12 protein-coding genes and 2 pseudogenes are annotated in these 18,387 nt (G+C 55.9%); 11 read left to right on the top strand and 3 right to left on the bottom strand.

Annotated features, from left to right (window positions below; all coding sequences use genetic code 11):
- Window positions 1-597: 597 nt before the first annotated feature.
- Both nolL and ACSKB8_RS01610 read left to right on the top strand, forming a co-directional pair.
- Window positions 598-1,713 (top strand): nodulation factor fucose acetyltransferase NolL, encoded by a 1,116-nt coding sequence (nolL, locus tag ACSKB8_RS01605; protein ID WP_438102046.1) that lies wholly within the window; start codon window positions 598-600, stop codon window positions 1,711-1,713.
- A 925-nt stretch (window positions 1,714-2,638) separates the two neighbouring features.
- A complete protein-coding gene (locus ACSKB8_RS01610; protein WP_438102048.1) occupies window positions 2,639-3,313 on the top strand; it encodes a hypothetical protein in 675 nt (224 codons plus the stop codon).
- Between the two features lie 388 nt (window positions 3,314-3,701).
- Here the strand turns inward: ACSKB8_RS01610 and ACSKB8_RS01615 are convergent, their stop codons facing one another.
- Window positions 3,702-4,070 (bottom strand): hypothetical protein, encoded by a 369-nt coding sequence (locus ACSKB8_RS01615; protein WP_438102050.1) that lies wholly within the window; start codon window positions 4,068-4,070, stop codon window positions 3,702-3,704.
- 1,443 nt (window positions 4,071-5,513) lie between these two features.
- Here ACSKB8_RS01615 and ACSKB8_RS01620 point away from each other — a divergent pair.
- From ACSKB8_RS01620 to ACSKB8_RS01660, 9 genes and pseudogenes are all read left to right on the top strand, one after another.
- Window positions 5,514-6,989 (top strand): acetyl-CoA carboxylase biotin carboxylase subunit, encoded by a 1,476-nt coding sequence (locus tag ACSKB8_RS01620; RefSeq protein WP_438102052.1) that lies wholly within the window; start codon window positions 5,514-5,516, stop codon window positions 6,987-6,989.
- Between the two features lies 1 nt (window position 6,990).
- A complete protein-coding gene (locus tag ACSKB8_RS01625) occupies window positions 6,991-7,494 on the top strand; it encodes an acetyl-CoA carboxylase biotin carboxyl carrier protein subunit (RefSeq protein ID WP_438102054.1) in 504 nt (167 codons plus the stop codon).
- 1 nt (window position 7,495) lies between these two features.
- Window positions 7,496-9,104, top strand: a pseudogene (locus ACSKB8_RS01630) (acyl-CoA carboxylase subunit beta).
- Window positions 9,105-9,268: 164 nt separating this feature from the next.
- Window positions 9,269-9,532, top strand: a complete 264-nt coding sequence (locus tag ACSKB8_RS01635) for a hypothetical protein (RefSeq protein ID WP_438102056.1) — start codon at window positions 9,269-9,271, stop codon at window positions 9,530-9,532.
- Between the two features lie 477 nt (window positions 9,533-10,009).
- A pseudogene (locus ACSKB8_RS01640) lies at window positions 10,010-10,760 on the top strand (hypothetical protein).
- A gap of 14 nt (window positions 10,761-10,774) precedes the next feature.
- On the top strand, window positions 10,775-11,464 hold the full coding sequence (locus tag ACSKB8_RS01645) for a hypothetical protein (protein ID WP_438102058.1): 690 nt from the start codon (window positions 10,775-10,777) through the stop codon (window positions 11,462-11,464).
- A gap of 307 nt (window positions 11,465-11,771) precedes the next feature.
- Window positions 11,772-13,307, top strand: coding sequence for a class I adenylate-forming enzyme family protein (locus ACSKB8_RS01650; protein ID WP_438110328.1), 1,536 nt, complete (start codon window positions 11,772-11,774; stop codon window positions 13,305-13,307).
- Between the two features lie 867 nt (window positions 13,308-14,174).
- Window positions 14,175-15,092 carry a transglycosylase domain-containing protein gene (locus ACSKB8_RS01655; RefSeq protein WP_438102059.1) on the top strand — a complete coding sequence of 306 codons (918 nt, stop codon included), beginning with the start codon at window positions 14,175-14,177 and terminating at the stop codon, window positions 15,090-15,092.
- Window positions 15,093-15,730: 638 nt separating this feature from the next.
- Window positions 15,731-15,976 (top strand): hypothetical protein, encoded by a 246-nt coding sequence (locus ACSKB8_RS01660; RefSeq protein WP_438102061.1) that lies wholly within the window; start codon window positions 15,731-15,733, stop codon window positions 15,974-15,976.
- A 412-nt stretch (window positions 15,977-16,388) separates the two neighbouring features.
- Here ACSKB8_RS01660 and nifA read toward each other — a convergent pair whose 3' ends face one another.
- The gene (gene nifA, locus ACSKB8_RS01665; RefSeq protein ID WP_438110329.1) at window positions 16,389-17,951 is read right to left on the bottom strand and encodes a nif-specific transcriptional activator NifA; all 1,563 of its coding nucleotides are present in this window, start codon (window positions 17,949-17,951) and stop codon (window positions 16,389-16,391) included.
- Complete coding sequence (locus tag ACSKB8_RS01670) at window positions 17,914-18,207, bottom strand: hypothetical protein (protein WP_438102063.1); 294 nt, start codon at window positions 18,205-18,207, stop codon at window positions 17,914-17,916. Before ACSKB8_RS01670 ends, nifA begins: the two co-directional genes overlap by 38 nt.
- Window positions 18,208-18,387: the final 180 nt, after the last annotated feature.

Genomic DNA, 18,387 nt, shown 5'->3' on the forward strand with positions numbered 1-18,387 from the left:
GACCATTCAGATTAGACCGAAAGCTCTTCCAACGAGGCTTTTGTTATGCAAGATCCGACAGGATTGGTAAAATCGATTGTGTTGATGGACCGCATCCACGCTATGGATAGTGCAGCTACTCTCATTCGGCTCTCTGAGATCGCCCGGCTACAGCATCTGACAACCATCGGGCCGGCGCGCACTCTGGCCTAAGCTCGGCTCTACTCGCAGACTTGCGCGAACAGCAATGACACGCACCATCTAAAGCCGCTCGACGCCCCCGAATCCCGTTTTCAGGACGCGGAAGAGCATAATCACAAGTTGCTGACTACAGGCCCTGCGAATTCAGTCTTAGGGATACCGAGGCGTTTTCTTGCATGGCAACCCCAGACATCCGCCGCAATAAATCCCGTTTAGCCGTTGCGGTGTACACCTTTCCACGTTCAGGATTGACAAAGGACCCATTGCTATGAGAGCCCGTCTGCCAGTATCCGGAGAACCAGAAATGCTATGAAAGCGTTCTGCTGCCTCTGTCGCTGCTCGCAAGAGCCGCGGTCATCTTCGTTGATGAATGGAACCGGCAACGACGCGCGCATGGAACGAATAGTTAGAACTTTGATGCCTGATCAAACACCCACAGCCGTAACAGAACGCAAATCGACTTCACCCGACAGAGACCTGCGCTTTGATTTCGCTAAAGGAGTTCTCATTCTTTTGGTGATCCTCGGCCATCTATTACAATACATCATCTACAGAGATAATGAGTATTGGTATTCGCCATACTTCAAATCAATCTACATGTTTCACATGCCTCTCTTTATGGGAATAAGCGGATATCTCTCCTCGGGCGCACTTCTGCGAAAAACGTTCACTCGGGGCCTCAAGGAGCGCGCGACCCAGTTACTGTTGCCTGTGCTTTTCTGGTGCACGCTCATGGAAGCAGTTAAGTTGGCCGCATTTTCGCCCGCCGCAGCAAGCGGTCTGCTGGGCCTTCCAAGCGAGTTCGCAGGCGCATACTGGTTCGTTTGGGCAAACTTTGCTTCTTTTCTTCTCATTGGGCTTCTCACCGCCGCCGGTCTGGGTTCGACAAGGATCATATCCATATCTGCAGTCCTGGTCGCGTTCGCGCCCGTCACACTTTCGATAGCTCCGTTGATTAGGTACACCTATCCATTTTTTTGCCTCGGGTTCTTGCTCGCCAGGTCTTCCGACTGGCGGACGAGCGCTCTTCTACGTCACAGATCGATTCTATTCTTCTTACTCTCTGGTCTGGCTCTCGTATGCTTCCTTGCTTGGGGCAAGGAGACCTACGTCTACAACAATCTCGTCCTGATTCACGATGCGCAGTCGGCCAAACAAGTATTGCTGATGTTCATTGGCTCTGCAGCTGCCTCTGCTGTCGCCGTTGAGATGGTGCTGCGATGCTGGCAAATTGGCCGTTCAAGTCGGATTGCTCGCTTTATCGCGGTGGAGCTGGGTCAGAGCACCCTGGTTCTTTACCTGGTTCAAGCAAGCCTCTTTCGTCTCATGGACCTCGTCCAATTTGGAGAACTCTGGGATCTTCCGACTAGAATTGCTGTCGCAATTGTGCTTGGCATGGCGATCGTTATCATCGCGATAATTGTTCGCTGGAGTGTGGACGACCTTGGCTTCATGTCGCGACTGGTCCTCGGAGCGAGGCCACGCTCAACTCTGCCAAACACTCAATCTGCTATGCCGAACGGTACGAACTAATGCTCGCCCGTTGATTTTTTCCATGGACACTTGGCGAAAGCCTTGCGCAACTTACAAGCGATAGCTGACACAAGCGCAAGACTCGGCGTCCTCGCGCAAGCGCAACCCTGACTTTTCTCGACGTCGGCTGTCGCGGCTCGGGTTCTCGTGAAGCTTGTCTCTACAATTAAGTTGGACGTGAGATACGCGAATGGGCGTGATCACCGACGACGCGTTGGAAAGCGCGTTGTAGACCTACGATAGCGATCGTACCCCGGCAGCGACAAGATGCCGTCCGTGTAAGCCCTCCGTTTCCCGCAACGAGTTGAAACGGGCAACTCCTGTTGCAGCAATCTGTCGGACCTGATCGGCAGCGCAACGAAGTTGGTCGCGCTGCAGTAACTGCTAGCAGCAACTCGGTTTTGTCCCCTGCCGCGAAACGCGGCCTCAGCTTGTCTCAAGATGCAATGCGCGCATGGCGGATTAAGATGAATTATGCGAGACCAGCAGCAAGGGCCGCCTTGAATCGCACGCTGCGTCAGCTTGTAGGATCAAACAATGACTCGCAGCCCCTCCTCGTCGCGGCCGGAATTGGGCAGGCGAACTCTCAGAACGCGTTCACCGGAGAAATCTTGTTCCTACGTGTAAGGCTTGTCATTAGGTCAGAGGGAGGCCGGGAGACTCAATGGCCGCTGTGTTCTATCCATGAGGTGAATGGCCTCCATCATAACAATCTATTTTACCAACCCTGATGAAGGCTGCTAGTCAAAGCGGCGATTGAGCTGGGGGATAGTGCAGGTCGGGAGGATTAACCGTCGACTGTTGAGGTCCGTTGCTCTAGGTGGCCTAGTTTGTCTCCTGCGCGACGAAGGCTCAAGAATGGTTTTCGAACGGTTGCCAGCAGTGTCTTGTCAAGCCGCAACTACGCCGCGCTGAGGTCACCGCGGTGAAGGTCGATTCGTGTGCCAGAACGATGCATGAGGCAGCCATGACTATGAGTGTGTACGGGTCCAGTAAATCCAGGACGGTGGAGCCATTAAATCAAGCCTATCGCGAGATGACGTTTGGCTTTTTTGCGCAACTCCTTCGATATTTCGTCCTTCCCCTCCGCGTTTTCGCCAACTTATCTTCCGTTCGACGGAAGGCTGATGCTACCCCACATACGTCACCCTCAGGAGAATGTACTCGTCACTCTGATCGCTGCAATTCGCATCTTCAATATCTTAAGCAAACCATCGATTCGCAAATCGAAGAGGTTGCAAGACTGATCTGTGAGGACGAGAGCGCGCTCGAAGCGACCCGACATCTCAATGCGCTTACAAGCGAGCTGGTAAAGGCGAAGCTCGGCATGTGTTCACAGCTCGACGAGCAAGCTGGTAGTGCGTTTAACGCAGGCGAGGCCAACCGTCTCGAACAGGAACACGGAAAACTGTACGAGCCGGAACAGCTTTCCACTCTAGGACGGCTTTTTGACGGGGCAGTCTTGGCATTACCTGCAAGCATGCGAACGCCTTCCAACCGTATCGAGATCGCCAAACTCATTTTAGAACGTGCATCTATTGATCATGTTGAACCGCGACTTCTTATTAAGTTGATTACCGCCCTGGTCGATGCCGCTTGAGATGGCTGATCCACCTCTTTCGCCGCACCATCAAGCGATACAGACAGAGTACTGATTCCAACAAAGAGGAGCGTCGAGCGCCTTCGCCTCCGTGCGGACGGCTCGACAATCCCGAGGGACGCGATCTCGAGCACATCGCAAATGTCGAATCCTCCTCGACCGCCGAATTCACGGCAGGGCGAACCAACTTCCGGTTTGGCTAGATCTTCACCGAAGCCGCTGCTTCGTCTAACCGGGCCTCAGCCCGATGATCCACTGAGATCACCTGGTCCACTGTTGGCACGTGATCGCGTCGGATTCGCGAACGCTCGCAAGCCTTCTCGCGCTCTGGATCGGAGCCCATTCACTAAGGCTGTTTGCTCTTATCTTCGCGAGCCTGCCCAAACGTTCAACTGGCTGCGCGAATCACCGCAAGGGCAATAGCTATCCACGTTGCGACGCAGAACAATAAGGCGATGCGCCATGCCCTTACCCTGAATTGACGGCGCCAGTTGACTAGATCCGATGCGCAGCCGGTAAAGCAGCGCCCCCGAACGACGTCGACCATCTGACGGTAGTCGTGAAATTCAAACTGTGGACGATTTTTGCGGATGTACTTGATTCGATCCTGAGGTGAGAAGCAGCAGGCCCATAGGTTTAATGCTCTCTCCTGCTCGTCCTTAGACCAGCCGCATTTGACGACTAGGGCATCATGGGCTCCCGGCGTGATGTCGCTATGCTCTGTGCCGAGCGTGTAAATGGGAAGCATGTGAAGCATGGCGCGCACCTTTCGTGTTCCGCGACCCACGCCTACAATGTCACGTTACGTGAGTTTCAAGCTGTTCTTCCGACCCTCACCAGATCTAGTGGGTCTCGGCCGCAAACTTGCTCTCATTCCCCACCTGAGTGCCTTCAGCGGGCGACACGTGATCATCAGCACCGGCCAGGTGTCCTGCAGCGACGAGACTCCGGAGCTCGGGTCGGCCAACAGCAGCTCGGCACAATCCGAAGGGCCGCTTCTTTGGCGACAGAACAGCCCTAACTTTTGCCCAGCGCGTTCGCAGAATCGGCACGATGCGCCGCCGGAGCATTCAGGTTGTGTTGTCCGTCTAGCCCGACGCCCTACTTTGTAGACGGTTGCACGAGAGGAGCTGCCGCCGACATAAGAATTCACAGATTTTGTCGGATCAGCCGCTCGGAGGGGTTGAATTGTACGTAGCGTCAAATTGTACGATCTCGAACAAGTAGCGGTGGTCTCCGTCGGGACCGACGCCTCTGACTAGTTCAAGGATCGCCAGTGTCTCAGCCTGCTCAAATCTACACCGCACGACACTATGAGGATCCAGGGCTCCCATTTACGTGGAATCGCCTGCGGTTTTCGACCCATCTTGGGCGAACGACAGCGACGTCAAAGTTGAGCCCAACTTGCTTTGCCAATCGCGAGAGAGTTCGGCCCCGTTCAGACACTCGAGGTCGCATTGTGCCGCGTACTCTTCCTCACAAACTAACTTGGTACGATAAAGCACCAGCCCTATGCGCCACGAGGCTGTCCGACATAGAACAGCTATGTCTCTTACCAGTCTCACCATCGAATGCATTTTCCATCGCGCTCATCCTGCAGTGAACGGACCGATGGATCGGACCCAAGCTCCGGCAGCGGGTTCAACTGCCCCGGCTAATCCGAGCCTTTAGCCGACTTCCCCAAATGCACCGCTTGAGCCTCGCAGGACGGCCAATGCGGCGCCAAGCACTCTTAAAGAGGATATCGTGGACCGAAGGCAGCATCTCTTTTCTCGTCAAAGCTACCGAGCAGGTTGGCATGTAACCGCTTTCATTGCTTTTGCGGCAATGAGTTCTCTAAGCGCTGTGGCCCGAGATCGCGGAGCAACGGAGGAAGAGCAAAGAGCGTGCACCCCGGATGTGTTTCGGTTGTGTAGCAGCGCCATCCCGGATGTCGCTGCAATCACTGCTTGCCTCAGAACGAAGCTCAACAGCTTAAGTGACCAGTGTCGCTACGTGATGTCGGCACATGACAGCAAAAAGGTAAAAGCAGACTCGAAATGAGGACCGCATCAAGTGTCCGAACGGTCGTGGCCCTGGATGTCCTGATCCAGAGCGGCATCGTTAGCATGTCGTAGTTACGAATAGCCTCGACAGTTCCTCGTAGACCCGGCAGCTCTCGAACGCCGAAGACCCGATCTGTGCTTGAGCGAATAGGCGAATGCAGAAACTACCATTCGATACAGTTCTGATCGCCAATAGGGGCGAGATAGCCGTCCGCATCATCAAGACCTTGCGAAAGCTGGGCTTGCGCTCAGCTATCGTCTACCACGATGTGGATGCGGCCACACCAGCGGTTTCCATGGCGGATACAGCAATCGCGCTCGAGGGCTGTTCCCCAGTTGCTGCCTATCTCGACGCCGAGCAAATCATCGCCTCCGCCCGCAGAGCTAACGTCGACGCGTTGCATCCTGGCTATGGATTTCTGTCGGAGAGCGCCGCATTTGCGAGGGCCGTTGCAGGGGCTGGCATTGCATTCGTCGGGCCAAGCCCCGAAAGCATCGAACTGATGGGTGATAAAATCCGCGCGCGGAAATTTGCTCAGAAGATCGGATTTCCGGTCGCCCTCTCAGCTATCGAAGAAGACGAACCCGCAACCTTCGCATCCAGAGCCCGGGCCCTTGGCTTACCTTTGCTGGTGAAACCTTCGGCAGGCGGTGGTGGCAAGGGCATGCGGATTGCACGCGATCTCGACACTCTCGATGACGCGATTGCTCAAGCGCGTCGCGAGGGACTGCGCCACTTCGGGGATGGCCGGCTCTACGTGGAGCGATATGTTGATAAACCACGCCACATCGAAGTGCAGGTGCTAGGCGATCTCTTCGGAAATGTGGTCCACTTCTTCGAACGCGAGTGCTCTGTGCAGCGCCGCTTCCAGAAGATCATCGAGGAGACGCCTTCGCCTGTCCTGTCCGCAGAATTGCGGGAACGGATCTGTGAAATGGCGGTCGGAATCGCTCGTAGCGCCAATTATCGAAATGCAGGAACCGTCGAGTTTATCTTCGATGGGCATGAGTTTTATTTCCTTGAGATGAATACTCGGCTTCAAGTCGAGCATCCCGTGACCGAAATGGTCACCGGCGTCGATCTTGTTGCCGAACAACTCCATGTCGCCGCGGGGCACGAACTCACATTCTCGCAAGCCGACATCGTCTCCAAAGGTCACGCGATTGAAGCGAGGCTATACGCCGAAGCCCCCGAACGCGAATACGCGCCGACAAGTGGGAAGATTCTCATGTTGGAGTACCCGGAGTGCGACGGTGTGCGTATCGATAGCGGTATCGTCCAAGGTCAGCAGATCACGGCCGCATTTGATCCGATGCTCGCAAAGGTCGTGGTACATTCGGCCACTCGCCGTGAAGCGGCATTGAAGGCGGCACATGTGATGCGTCAGCTGGTGCTTCTTGGCTGCGAGACAAACGCCGATTTTCTCGCGCGACTGCTCATGGACGACACATTTTTGAGCGGACATATTCATACGGGTTATCTCGATGAACATCCGCACCTGGCCATTGGCCCACGTGGAAGCGACCTATCCGCCATCTTGGCAGCCGGTGCACTCCTGACCAGGAGCGTTCGAGATTCGGCAGACGCCGTGCCCAGGCTTCACGCGGAGCTGGGCAACTGGAGAAACTGACGTGAAGCACTGTTTTGAGTTTAATGTCGAAAACTATGAATTGTGGCTTTCACCTGGCCAACGCGACTATCGCCTTCACTTGGCCGATGAGGTAGTTGCGCCGGTGGCACTCTCACATCATTTCGACGGAAGCGGCCTCCTTGTCATTGCGGGCGAGACTCTCCCGATCAGATTTGCAATCGACGGTGACGCACTCCACCTGCATATCCGCGGCAGGACACATGTCCTGCGATACCGCGATCAATTGCAAGAACTTGCATGCTCCGACGAGCAGGCAAGTCACCTTGTAACCCGCGCGCCAATGCCCGGTGTCGTGATTGCGACCAAGGTATGCCAAGGTGATGTGGTTAGCGCAGGCGCGACGCTGATGTTGGTCGAGAGCATGAAATTGGAGTTTGTAGTGCGTGCGCCTCGTGGCGGGGTGGTCGAGCGTATTCACTTTGGTGTAGGCGAAAGCTTTGAACGAGGCGTCCCTTTGGTCACGTTTTCCGAGGAAAGGCGCTGACATGCAGAGGATTGTCTCTCGGGTGGACACCACCTCGCAGGAATTTCGCCTCAACGAGCTCCATAACCGACGGCTTGCAGCCGAACTGAAGGAGCGACAGCGTTCCGCTCGCTTCGATCGACCGGCGCGAGACATTGAACGTCTGCGCCGGCAAAACAAGCTCTTTGTTCGCGATCGGATCGATGCGCTGCTTGATCCAGGAACTCCATTTCTCGAACTATCGACGCTCGCCGCCAACAAGGCCTACGATGGTGAGGTACCATGCGCAGGGCAGATTGTCGGCATCGGCGTTGTTGCGGGTCGCGAGGTCATCGTTCATGCGGATGACGCCAGCGTGAAGGGCGGCGCTTGGTATCCACTATCCGTAAAGAAGATTGTACGGGCGTTGGATATTGCAATTGAGAACCGCCTTATGGTGGTCCATCTTTGCGACTGCGCCGGCGGCTTCTTGCCTCTGCAAGCGGAATTCTTCGCTGATCGCTACCACGCGGGTCGAATCCTGCGCAACCAATCAATTCTCTCTAAGATGGGAGTGCCGCAGGTCGCCATCGTGATGGGCCACTGTACTGCAGGAGGGGCCTACGTTCCGGCGCTGAGCGATTACAACATCATCGTGCAAGGGAATGGAGCCATCTTTCTCGGCGGACCGCCGGTCGGTAAAGGCCGCCACCGGCGAGGTGGTATCAGCCGAAGAGCTTGGTGGCGCCGAAATTCATACGAGCATGTCGGGGACGAGTGACTACCTCGCGACGTGCGAAATGCATGCGATTGCCATCGCGCGGGACATTGTCGCTAACATGACGCGTCAAACAAAAGAAGCCGTTGATCGATCCGCGCCGGAGCCTCCCGTCTACGACGCATCCGAACTATATGGCATCATTCCAAAAGATCCCCGCGTTCAATTCGACATTCGGGAGATCATCGCTCGCCTTGTGGATGGTAGCCGGCTCCATGAGTACCAGCCGAGCTATGGCCAAACCCTGATATGCGGTTTCGCGCGTCTTCAGGGACATCAGATCGGGATTATTGCAAACAATGGCGTGCTACAGAACCACAGTGTTTTGAAAGGCGCTCACTTCATCCAACTCTGCGATAAGAACCGGACACCCTTGCTGTTCCTGCAGAATACCACTGGCTTTATGGTTGGACGAGAATACGAACATGATGGCATCACCAAGAGTGGCGCCAACCTCATCATGGCCGTTTCCGCAGCGTCGGTCCCAAAGCTTACAGTGATTTGCAACGGCTCTCACGGAGCAGGAACATACGCCATGGCGGGGCGAGCATTCGACCCCCGTTTTATGTTTACTTGGCCACAATCGCAGATTTCGGCGATGGGAGCGGAGCAAGCGGCAGGCGTTCTCACCCATGTCAAAGCAAGGCAATTGGCTCGTGACGGGGGGCGCTTGTCCGACCAAGAACTGGCAGCCATTCGAGAACCGATTATGAGGGAGTATCGGGCGCGATCCAGCGCCTATTACGCAACTTCGGAGCTGTGGGATGACGGTATTCTTGATCCCGTAGATACCCGAAACGCACTCTCAATCGCTTTAAGCGCCTCGCTTAATGCTCCAATCGAAGCCCCTCACTACGGTGTCTTCCGAATGTAGCCCGCAGGTGACGTGGAAGACTGTCACATCTGTCACGCTGACGCACACGTCCTACGTAAGAGAGCTCCAGCTCCGGTCTGGCTTGCCGCTCCCCGCGAGGCGCTACTCTCTTTCACCGGTATGCAGTTCTTTCCACCCACCCGAGATCAGTTGCAAGCTGACACATGCTGACCATGCAATGCCCGAAATGTCGTGCCAATGATCAAAGCACGTCACACGACCCTTGGAGCGGTCGCCCTGTGATCGCTTGCAACGCCTGCGGCGACTTTGTTGAGAAGGAGTTGGTCGTGCGCGAAAGGGCATATGCAATAGTCGCTGAAGTCGTGGCATCACACTTGGTTGGCGAACACAAGAGTGGCGCTCAGCGCGTTGCAGGCGAGATCCTCGACGCTCTCGAGAACGCCCACCTGATTATCTATCGCGCCTGACGCTGCAGGAGTTCGCTGTGGGCGGCGATGTTCATCAACTTAGCCGCTCTACCAGGGTGGTTTCCATCATGGTGTGCCCCACGATTATAAAATGCCGCATCTATCACTTGTTGACGAATGGAAGTGTTGCGACAAGCCCGTTTCTCTCACCCATCGGCCTTTTCGCTCTGGTCGGTCCGATGATGCTGCCACGGATTCGCGCAACGTAGATCGAGGATCTCACGGCGACGGCTGCCGCATTCAGCCCAAACCGAAGAGTCTATCAAAACATGTAAACTCCGACACAAACCGAAATGCACTCGCTTCCGGGACCGTAATAGACGGCGCCCCTCCGCAACTATAACGCCGGTCTATGTCTCGCAGATCGGACGATCTTCTCCTTTGGCCAACATAGTGTCGAAGGCAGGACTGGAAACACGCAGACCGCACGCTTCGCGGTCGCGTGAATTGAAGAACAAACAACTTGAGAGGACTTCTATGGCAAAGCCAGTTGTAATTGTGGTCGGCGCGGACAAGGGCGGCGTCGGAAAAACGACCGTCTCTCGCACGCTTTTGGACTATTTCAGCGCGAATAACGTGCAAACCCGCGCATTCGACACCGAGTTCGCCCCGCGGGACGCTGAAGCGCTTTCACCCTGCGATCACCGAAATAGTGGACATGACGAGAACCGCGGACCAGATGAAGATCTTCGATACGCTGAATTCAGGCCTGTCCGTCACCGTCATCGACGTTCGAGCCGGACTGATGTCACCAGCGCTCGCGTCCCTACGAGACATAGGCTTTTTGGACGCCGCCCGGTCAGGCCAACTCACCTTCGCCGTGTTTCATGTATTGGGGTCGTCGATCGCCTCGCTAGATGAGATCGCAGAAACAAGCGATTTCATGGGTGGCGCAAAATACTTCCTGGTCAAGAACTTCATCAATGACACCCAGTTCTTTCAGTGGGATCAGTCGACCTACAATTCTTATTTCAACCGGATCAAAGACGCCACTGATCTGACCATCCCGAAACTCAACGAGATGGCCTATGAGCAGGTCGAGGTCGCCTCTGTTCCGTTCGTCAATTTTGTCGCGAACAAGGGACAACACGATGACGCGGCGAACTTCTCGTTTGTGCTGCGCGGCTACGTAAGGCACTGGCTCGCCAACGTCTGGAGCGAGTATGACCGCATCAATCTAACAGACCTCGCCGGCGCCAAGTCGGTGACCCGTGCGGGCGAAAGATAGCCGCTTGCGGACCTATGCGCACTGGTTTGGCGATTTTGCCCACCCCCGTCTACATCATCTGCTCTGCAAGCCCGCAGGTCGGAAAGACCCTAATTGCTCGGCTCTTGAGCGAATTTTTGCTGCTGAAGAACGGTGCGGTGGTCTCCTTCGACATCAACCTGAGGGAGCCGTCCTTGCTCGACTATCTCCCATCCATCACAGAGACAGCAGATGTCACTGATACCTATGGAAAAATGCAGCTAGTTGATCGACTTGTTTTCAACGATGGAGTGGCCAAGGTGATCGACCTTGGCTTCCACGCTTTTGACGAGTTCTTCAAGATGTGCGGAGAGATCGGCTTCCTGAGCGAGGCCATACAACAAAAGGTCGTGCCAATCGTGCTATTCGTGGCAGATACTGACAGGGTCTCGGCGCGCGCGCATGAAATGTTGCGGCGGCTGATTCCGAGGCAGATTCTGATCACCGTCCACAACGAATTCTTCGTCCGGGGCGAATTGTTTGAAGCCATGAGCCAGGGCCGCGTGGTCCGTTTGGCGGCACTGCCGGTGTTTCTACATAACTACATCTGCCGACTAGGCTTGTCTTTCACCGGCTATCTACGCCATGAGAGGGACTCTTCGTCGGAACTTCATCAGTGGATTCGGCGGAATTACACGATTTTTCGCGATATCGAGCTGAGCGTGATCCCGCAATGGTCGTTTTGACGCAGAACACAGGTGGTCCGACACGGGAACTGGAGTTCGATCGGTTGCGACGATGTCGCAAATGTAGTTGTGCCGAACGCCCCTGATCCCAACACGGCCGCCTCAGCCTCACACAGGCCTTCAGGAGAGTGCGGCCAACTGCACTCGCATCATTGCGCCTCAGCTCGAACCGTTTGGCGTGCAGCTTAGCTGCATTCGCCTGGACGGTGTAACACGCGATCACGACCTTTAAACAATGCTGACACGCGTTGGCTCCGCCAAGTTGGGTGCGAGCCATGTGGACCCAACAACACAGGATCACGGACAGGTGAATCTCTCCACATTGATAGAGCGTAACGCAGCGTTCGCTCCTAACAAGCCTGCGATCAATTTTGAGGGCGCCACCTTGAGTTACGCCGACCTTGATGGACGCATCGGCCGGGCAGCAAGCGCTCTGCAAACTGCGTTTGGCGTCAAGAGAGGCGATCGCGTCGCTCTCCTGAGCCTCAACCGCCCTGATTACCTAGTTCTCCTCTACGCTTGTGCCCGGCTCGGGGCGATACTGGTTCCGTTGAATTGGCGACTAGCGGTGTCCGAGCAGCTTTTCATCCTGTCCGACGTTGGTGCTAAGGTGCTGGTCCTTGAGCAGGCTTTTGAAGCAGTTCTGCCGATTCTATTAGAGGCGCTGCCCGAAATCGCAACTGTTGGCTTCGGCTTTGCGTCTTGCGGTGCGTGCACGTGGGAAGGCTTGTTGGATCAGACGCACGGAGACAGCTACGACCTCTGCGCACAGCTGGCCGACCCGCTTCTGATCGTCTACACTTCGGGAACCACTGGCCGACCGAAGGGAGCAGTGCTGCGGCAGGAGGCCTTGCTATGGAATGGCGTCATGAGTCAACACATGCATGCCCTGACATCGGACGATCACGTTCTGACCGTACTGCCGCTATTTCACGTCGGCGGCCTCAACATTCAAACGACCCCTGCACTACAACTCGGCGCGACTGTCACGATCCATTCACGCTTTACGACTGAGGCTACCCTTGCTTCGGTCGAGGATGATCGGCCCACTTTGACGGTCCTGGTGCCTGCGACCATCCAGGCCTTGACCGACCACCTCAGGTGGTCCAGTACCGATCTATCATCATTGAAGGCGGTTTCCGTCGGCTCAACGACCGTGCCGCAGTATCTGGTTGATCGCTTGGTTGCGCGCTGCGTGCCGGTGCTCCAGGTTTACGGCTCCACCGAAACGAGCCCCATTGCGATTTATACGAGGCTCGGCGGAGACCTTTCGCGGAAGGGGTCGACCGGGCTGCCTGGGCTATGCTGTGAAGCGGTTGTCATGGATGATGCCGGTAACGAGACGCCCGCAGGGACGCCGGGAGAGATCGTTGTACGCGGGCCCAACGTCTTGCAGGAGTATTGGCGCAATCTTCCGGCCACGTGCGAGGCGCTTCATGACGGGTGGTACCGTACGGGTGACATCGCACGTCGCGACGCCGACGGATATTTTTGGGTTCAGGACCGTAAGAAAAACCTGATCATTTCCGGTGGAGAAAACATCTATCCGGCGGAGGTCGAGCGCGTACTCTTGGAGCATCCTGATGTTGCGGAATGCGCGGTCATCGGCCGGCCCGATCCGCAATGGGATGAGGTACCGGTTGCGTATGTGATCAGGCGGCCCGGAGCCCAGATAGAGGCCGGGACACTTGTAGCGCATGTGCAATCGCATCTTGCACGTTTCAAAGCTCCGCGCGAAATCATTTTCACGGAGGTATTACCGAGAACGGCACTGGGCAAGGTTCAGCACGCTGTACTCAGAAAGCTCGATTCTCGCTCAGAAGAACACGATTTGAACGATTGACGACCCTACTCTGGGCCTCGTCGCAAGTTCCCCCGCCGTCACGCTCATGCGCTTCATCCGCGCGTGGCAGTTGCGCCATGGCCAGAAATTCAGCAGAGCATCTCAGTTAGGCTGAGATCGCGTTTCCTGCGGGATAGAGCGAGATTCCGGGCAGCTGTCGCTCGGGCATCTCGGATAGCCGCGAATTAATCATCGTTCAGCCAACGGCCAGACGGAGTGCAGTTGTCCGCAACACATCCTCGGCGAGTTTTCGGGAGGAAAAGCTGACACATCCGCGAAAGATGTCAGGTCTTGTCGATTTGTCGCTTCGGCAAGCGCGCGAAGGCGCCACACTTGCCCCGTATGAAGGCGGCTGAGGTTGTTCGACGAATTGCAGCGCAGAATGCACATCAGACCGCTGGAAAAACGATACCTGTTCAGAACATCAACTGTTTCGATATAGCTCGCCGAAGGCAAGCAAAGAAACGGACGCTCCGCAGCTTTCTAGGTGCAGTGAAAGATCGTCATTGCGACCGGGATCGATCTGAACAAGTTAAATTTTAAGAAAGTGAGTTCGAGCTGAAAGACTGACGTGCAAGCCCCGATCCCCTCTCACCCTCGGTCTTTCGAACTATCGTTGGCATTTTGGCTGGCCGGACATCCACGAACTCGGGCTGTGTCGATGACTACGGACTCGGGCGCAAGCGTCCGTAGCCGCGGCAGATGACGGGCCGCATATCTCAACATCGCGGTAGCCTCTGCACCCCGTGCCAAATCGAAGCAGCGGGCTGCTGAGGCTGCAAATGCTTTGAGTTTTGCTGCAGCACTTCCGAATAGCGCCCGGTCGCCTTCTCACCGAGGCCCCTTACCTAACCCTGAAAGATCCACGTGATTCAAATTGCACCGCCTAAGCGGCCCGCCATCCCGCACTGCTCGTCCGATCGCAAGTCGCCTTCCGCCCCCGCTCTACTGTCTTACGCAAGCGAGTTGCGGGAATTATGCTATCGCTACTCGAGGTTTATTGACGGTATCTCTTTCGGCCGGTGGCAACGCTGGCTCCTTCTCGAACCTGCTTCCGAAGCCCTGACCCTCGCTTTGGGCGGATTGCTCCTGTTGTTGGCGTTCGCGAACCCGACTACTCGCGCCCGCTCTCAAGAGGATTGCGCGAAGGCTTCCGATGTCACGGTCTGCCTTCTGAGCCAGTTCGCCGATGCGACGGTTGGCGGGCGGATTGCGGTACCTCTCGGAGACTTTCCGGACACGCTAATCAAGGCCACGCTCGCAACCGAGGACCGCCATTTTTATGATCACTTCGGGCGCGATTTCCCAGGCGCTCTTCATGCGCTGCTGGTAAGCGCGAAGAACGGCGGCCGCCACCAAGACGGCTCCTCGATAAGCCAGCAACTCGCCCGGACTCTGCTTTTGAACGACGGGCGCGGCATCGGACACACCATCAAACAGGCATTGCTTGCGGTCTGGCTCGAATGGCATATGACTAAAGATGAAATTCTGAGACTTTATCTCAACTGTGTTGATATGGGCGCCGACACTCTCGGCGTTGATGGTGCGGCACGGTTTTACTTCAACAAGCCCGCGCGCGATATGAGTCTCGCCGAAGCTGCGATGCTGGTCGGCCTGATCAACGCACCGACCGCTCACATCGATCTGACGGCCGCGCATGCTCGCGCTAACGCGGTGCTGGACAACTTGGTCGAAACCGGATTCATGACTGAAGACCAAGTGCTCGGAGCACGCCATAACGCGGCCAGAGTAGTCGTGAGAGGTAAGGAAACTCCGCCGAACTAGAAGTACAACTTAGAATCGTTGACAGACCTCCGATGTGCCAAGATCGACCGACGTGCGGCGTTCCATCGCAAGATCCAACTCACCTTGCGTCTTCGGCGAAGACTCTCAACTGAGTTCATTCCGGAGTTGATATCCGGTGATACCTCTCATCGTGGTCAGCTGTTATTGCGCGCTCAATTACATGTCGAATTGCGCCAAACGACGTCGCCGATCAAGCTTCAAGGCTGCGTATATGTGTACATAAACTTACGGGGCTTGCTTCAAACATAGCCGCTCCCGGGCAAAGATTCTCCGGCCTTCTCGCTCTTTCCCGATGAAGGTGTTGCTTGAACCCGTTATAAAGGTGGGTGAGTGCTCAGCCCATACAAGCTGCCGCCGCCTCCCGAAGGGGACCGACCGGCGCGTCTGCCCTGCAAAACGCATCAATCTCACATCTAGAATACTAAAATACCGAATTCCGCGAGGATAGTCATCATGGCTTCAACAATCGCATGTATAGGCTCGGATCAACGCATCGACATGCGTTATATGAGCTGAATGACTGCGACTCTTCCAGCGTTCAAGCGTCAGCTTTCGACCTCCCAATTCTGGCAGCAGCGCGCTGTTGCTGAAAGGATCTTCTGCTGGAGCTTCCATTCATGGATCAAACTTCTTCACAACAGAAGCAAACATTTGATGCTCTCATGAGCGTTGCATTTGAGAAGTCATGGCGTTTCGTAGAGAAGGACCCATTCCTGACCCATAATGCGGAGACATTGTTGCGCGCTCGGCTGCGCCTTCACCTTGAACGTTCATTGAAGAACGGCGAGAAAAATGTACTTCATCTGGCAAACAACGCTATCTGGAATTTGCGTACAGAACTTGGACGGCAGCCCCAACTATAACGGACTATAGTGTCGGCTCACTGGAGGCCGCGAAGTCGGCCGCAAGTGCCGACTGCCGCGGCGGGCCGCTCTCGACGGTAACCGCTGATCATTGCATCACCTGCGCGCCTGCTGTCACAGCTCGCGATCGTCCCATATACTCCGGCTTTAAGTATAGCTGGTAAGCATATAGATCGCAGTCGCTGTGCGCCCGGTTGGCACTTTAGCACCGCTGGCCCGGCGAGCGTCAGTCCGAGCATATAGATGCTGAGGTTACTCTGCGGCCGGTGCTGGTTGGTCTACGAAGGACTTGCAGAGCGCCGCCGGGTCCTTGGCCTACTATGCCCTCCCCTAATCTAGCGAAAGATCTAATATGACTGCGTTTGAATGCGAGAACCGACAAATTCATATCTTGACCAGGTTCAGCAACCACTCACAGGCGCTTAATTTCGATACAATATTTCCTGAGCGCGTAGCCGATTTGGCGCGGCGTTAGTCCGAGTAGTCGCGCCGCCTTTGCCTGCACCCAGCCAGTTTTCTCCATGGCGGCAATGAGGCGCTCGCGATCCGTCAGCTTCGCACCGCTTACAATGGCACCATCGACCGGCTCAGCCACGACAGGCGGGCTCAGAACCGCAACCGGCGCTGCTGCGTCGGGGATTGGCGTAGCTGCCTTGGCTGGCAGCTCACCGATCGGTGCGGCCCGCGGTTTCGCTTCATCTAATCCGCTCTTCCACAGTAGGGCGGAAAGGCATTGACCATGGCAGCAAGCAAAATCGTTCCTGACAATGAATGGCCCGGGCGCCAGTGTAGCCGTCCGCTGCACGCAATTCTCGAGTTCACGTACGTTGCCGGGAAACCCGCAATTCATCAGCACGTCTACGGCACTCGGATCAAGCGTTAATGTACGGCTGTTCTCGCAGTTGAAGTTCTTCAGAAACTCAGCGGCAAGCAGCGGAATATCGCTGCGCCTTTCGCGCAACGGAGGCAGCATCAATGGAACTACGCTAATACGATAATAGAGATCAGCGCGAAACTCGTTCTTTGTGACCGCCCCTTCCAGATCCTTGTTGGTTGCGGCAATCACTCGGACGTCAACTTTCATCGTGTGGCCGCTACCGACACGTTCGAACTCCTGCTCCTGAAGAACCCGCAACAACTTTGCCTGAAACGAGCCTGAGATCTCGCCAATCTCGTCCAGAAATAGGGTTCCCTTGTCGGCAAGTTCGAAGCGGCCTTTGCGCGAATTAAGGGCGCCGGTAAAGGCTCCTTTTTCATGACCGAACAATTCGGATTCCAACACGGTCTCCGGCAGCGCTGCGCAGTTCATCTTGATGAACGGCCGTTTTGCACGCGGGGATAGCTCGTGAATTGCCTTGGCCACCAGCTCCTTGCCGGTGCCTGATTCACCTCGCAACAGAACCGTAGCATTCGACTTGGCTACCACCGCGATCTTGTCGAGCAGCCCGCGCAGCGCCGGACTGTTACCGATAATACCGTCAATGTGAACCTTTTTACGCTCTCGCGCTGGCTGCTTAAAGTCGAGCAGCTCCTTCTGCCACCGATAGCTCTCCGCCATGAGGCGCTTGCGGTCGCGCGCAACCAAGCGATGGAGCTTCACCGCCTGTCCAATCAAGTTGGCGATCATGGTGAGTAGCCTGACATCGGAATCGAGCGGGAACATCGAGTCCAGGTCGGGCACACGCTCGATGGACAGGGTGCCAACGACCTTTCCATCGATGCTTATAGGAACCCCGATGAACGATAGTCGCATGTGATCGGACGCGCCGATCACATCCAGGTCAGCTGCGCTAAATGCGGGATGCTTGGCGATGTCTTCAGCGACAAACGGCAGGCCCGTCGTCACAATCTCCTCAATCGCCTTTTGCGGCAGGCGCATGCGGTAGCGCTCATCGCTTCCTTCGCTCCAGCCAGCGCCAACCGCAATCTCGGGCATGTCATCGTCGGCTAGGAGGGACACGACACCATGCCGCATCTGCAAGGACGACTGCAGCAAGTCGATCACGCTTGCCAGCGCGACTTCGAGTTCGCGACGGGCTGGCGAGCATGTTCGAGATTTCGAACACTCCTCTGAGCGCAATTTCGTTCACCGGCAAGACCACGGGATGCTTCGAGCCGTCTTCCGGGCCGTGCCATTCGCATTCGGACTCAATCTGCACCTTAACAAGGTCGGCGCCGCCCTTGCTTTCTTTGCTTGCAGTTAGTTCGCCCTTCGAATCATCGTCCTGCATCTCACTCTCGATCTCGCGCCTACTCTAACGGCACCAGGAGATAACACTTTTTCATGGCGCGACGATAAATAAGAGACCTTCATTCGTTCAATCTCCTTCAAAACATCGCGCGGGAACTCTGTTGGAATAGCACCGGCGTCAATCCAGCAAAAGCAGGGCAGCAATTTCTCCCAGGTCTAC

It is taken from the genome of Bradyrhizobium sp. BR 1432 (genome assembly GCF_051547705.1).
GTDB classification, from domain to species: Bacteria; Pseudomonadota; Alphaproteobacteria; order Rhizobiales; family Xanthobacteraceae; genus Bradyrhizobium; species Bradyrhizobium zhanjiangense.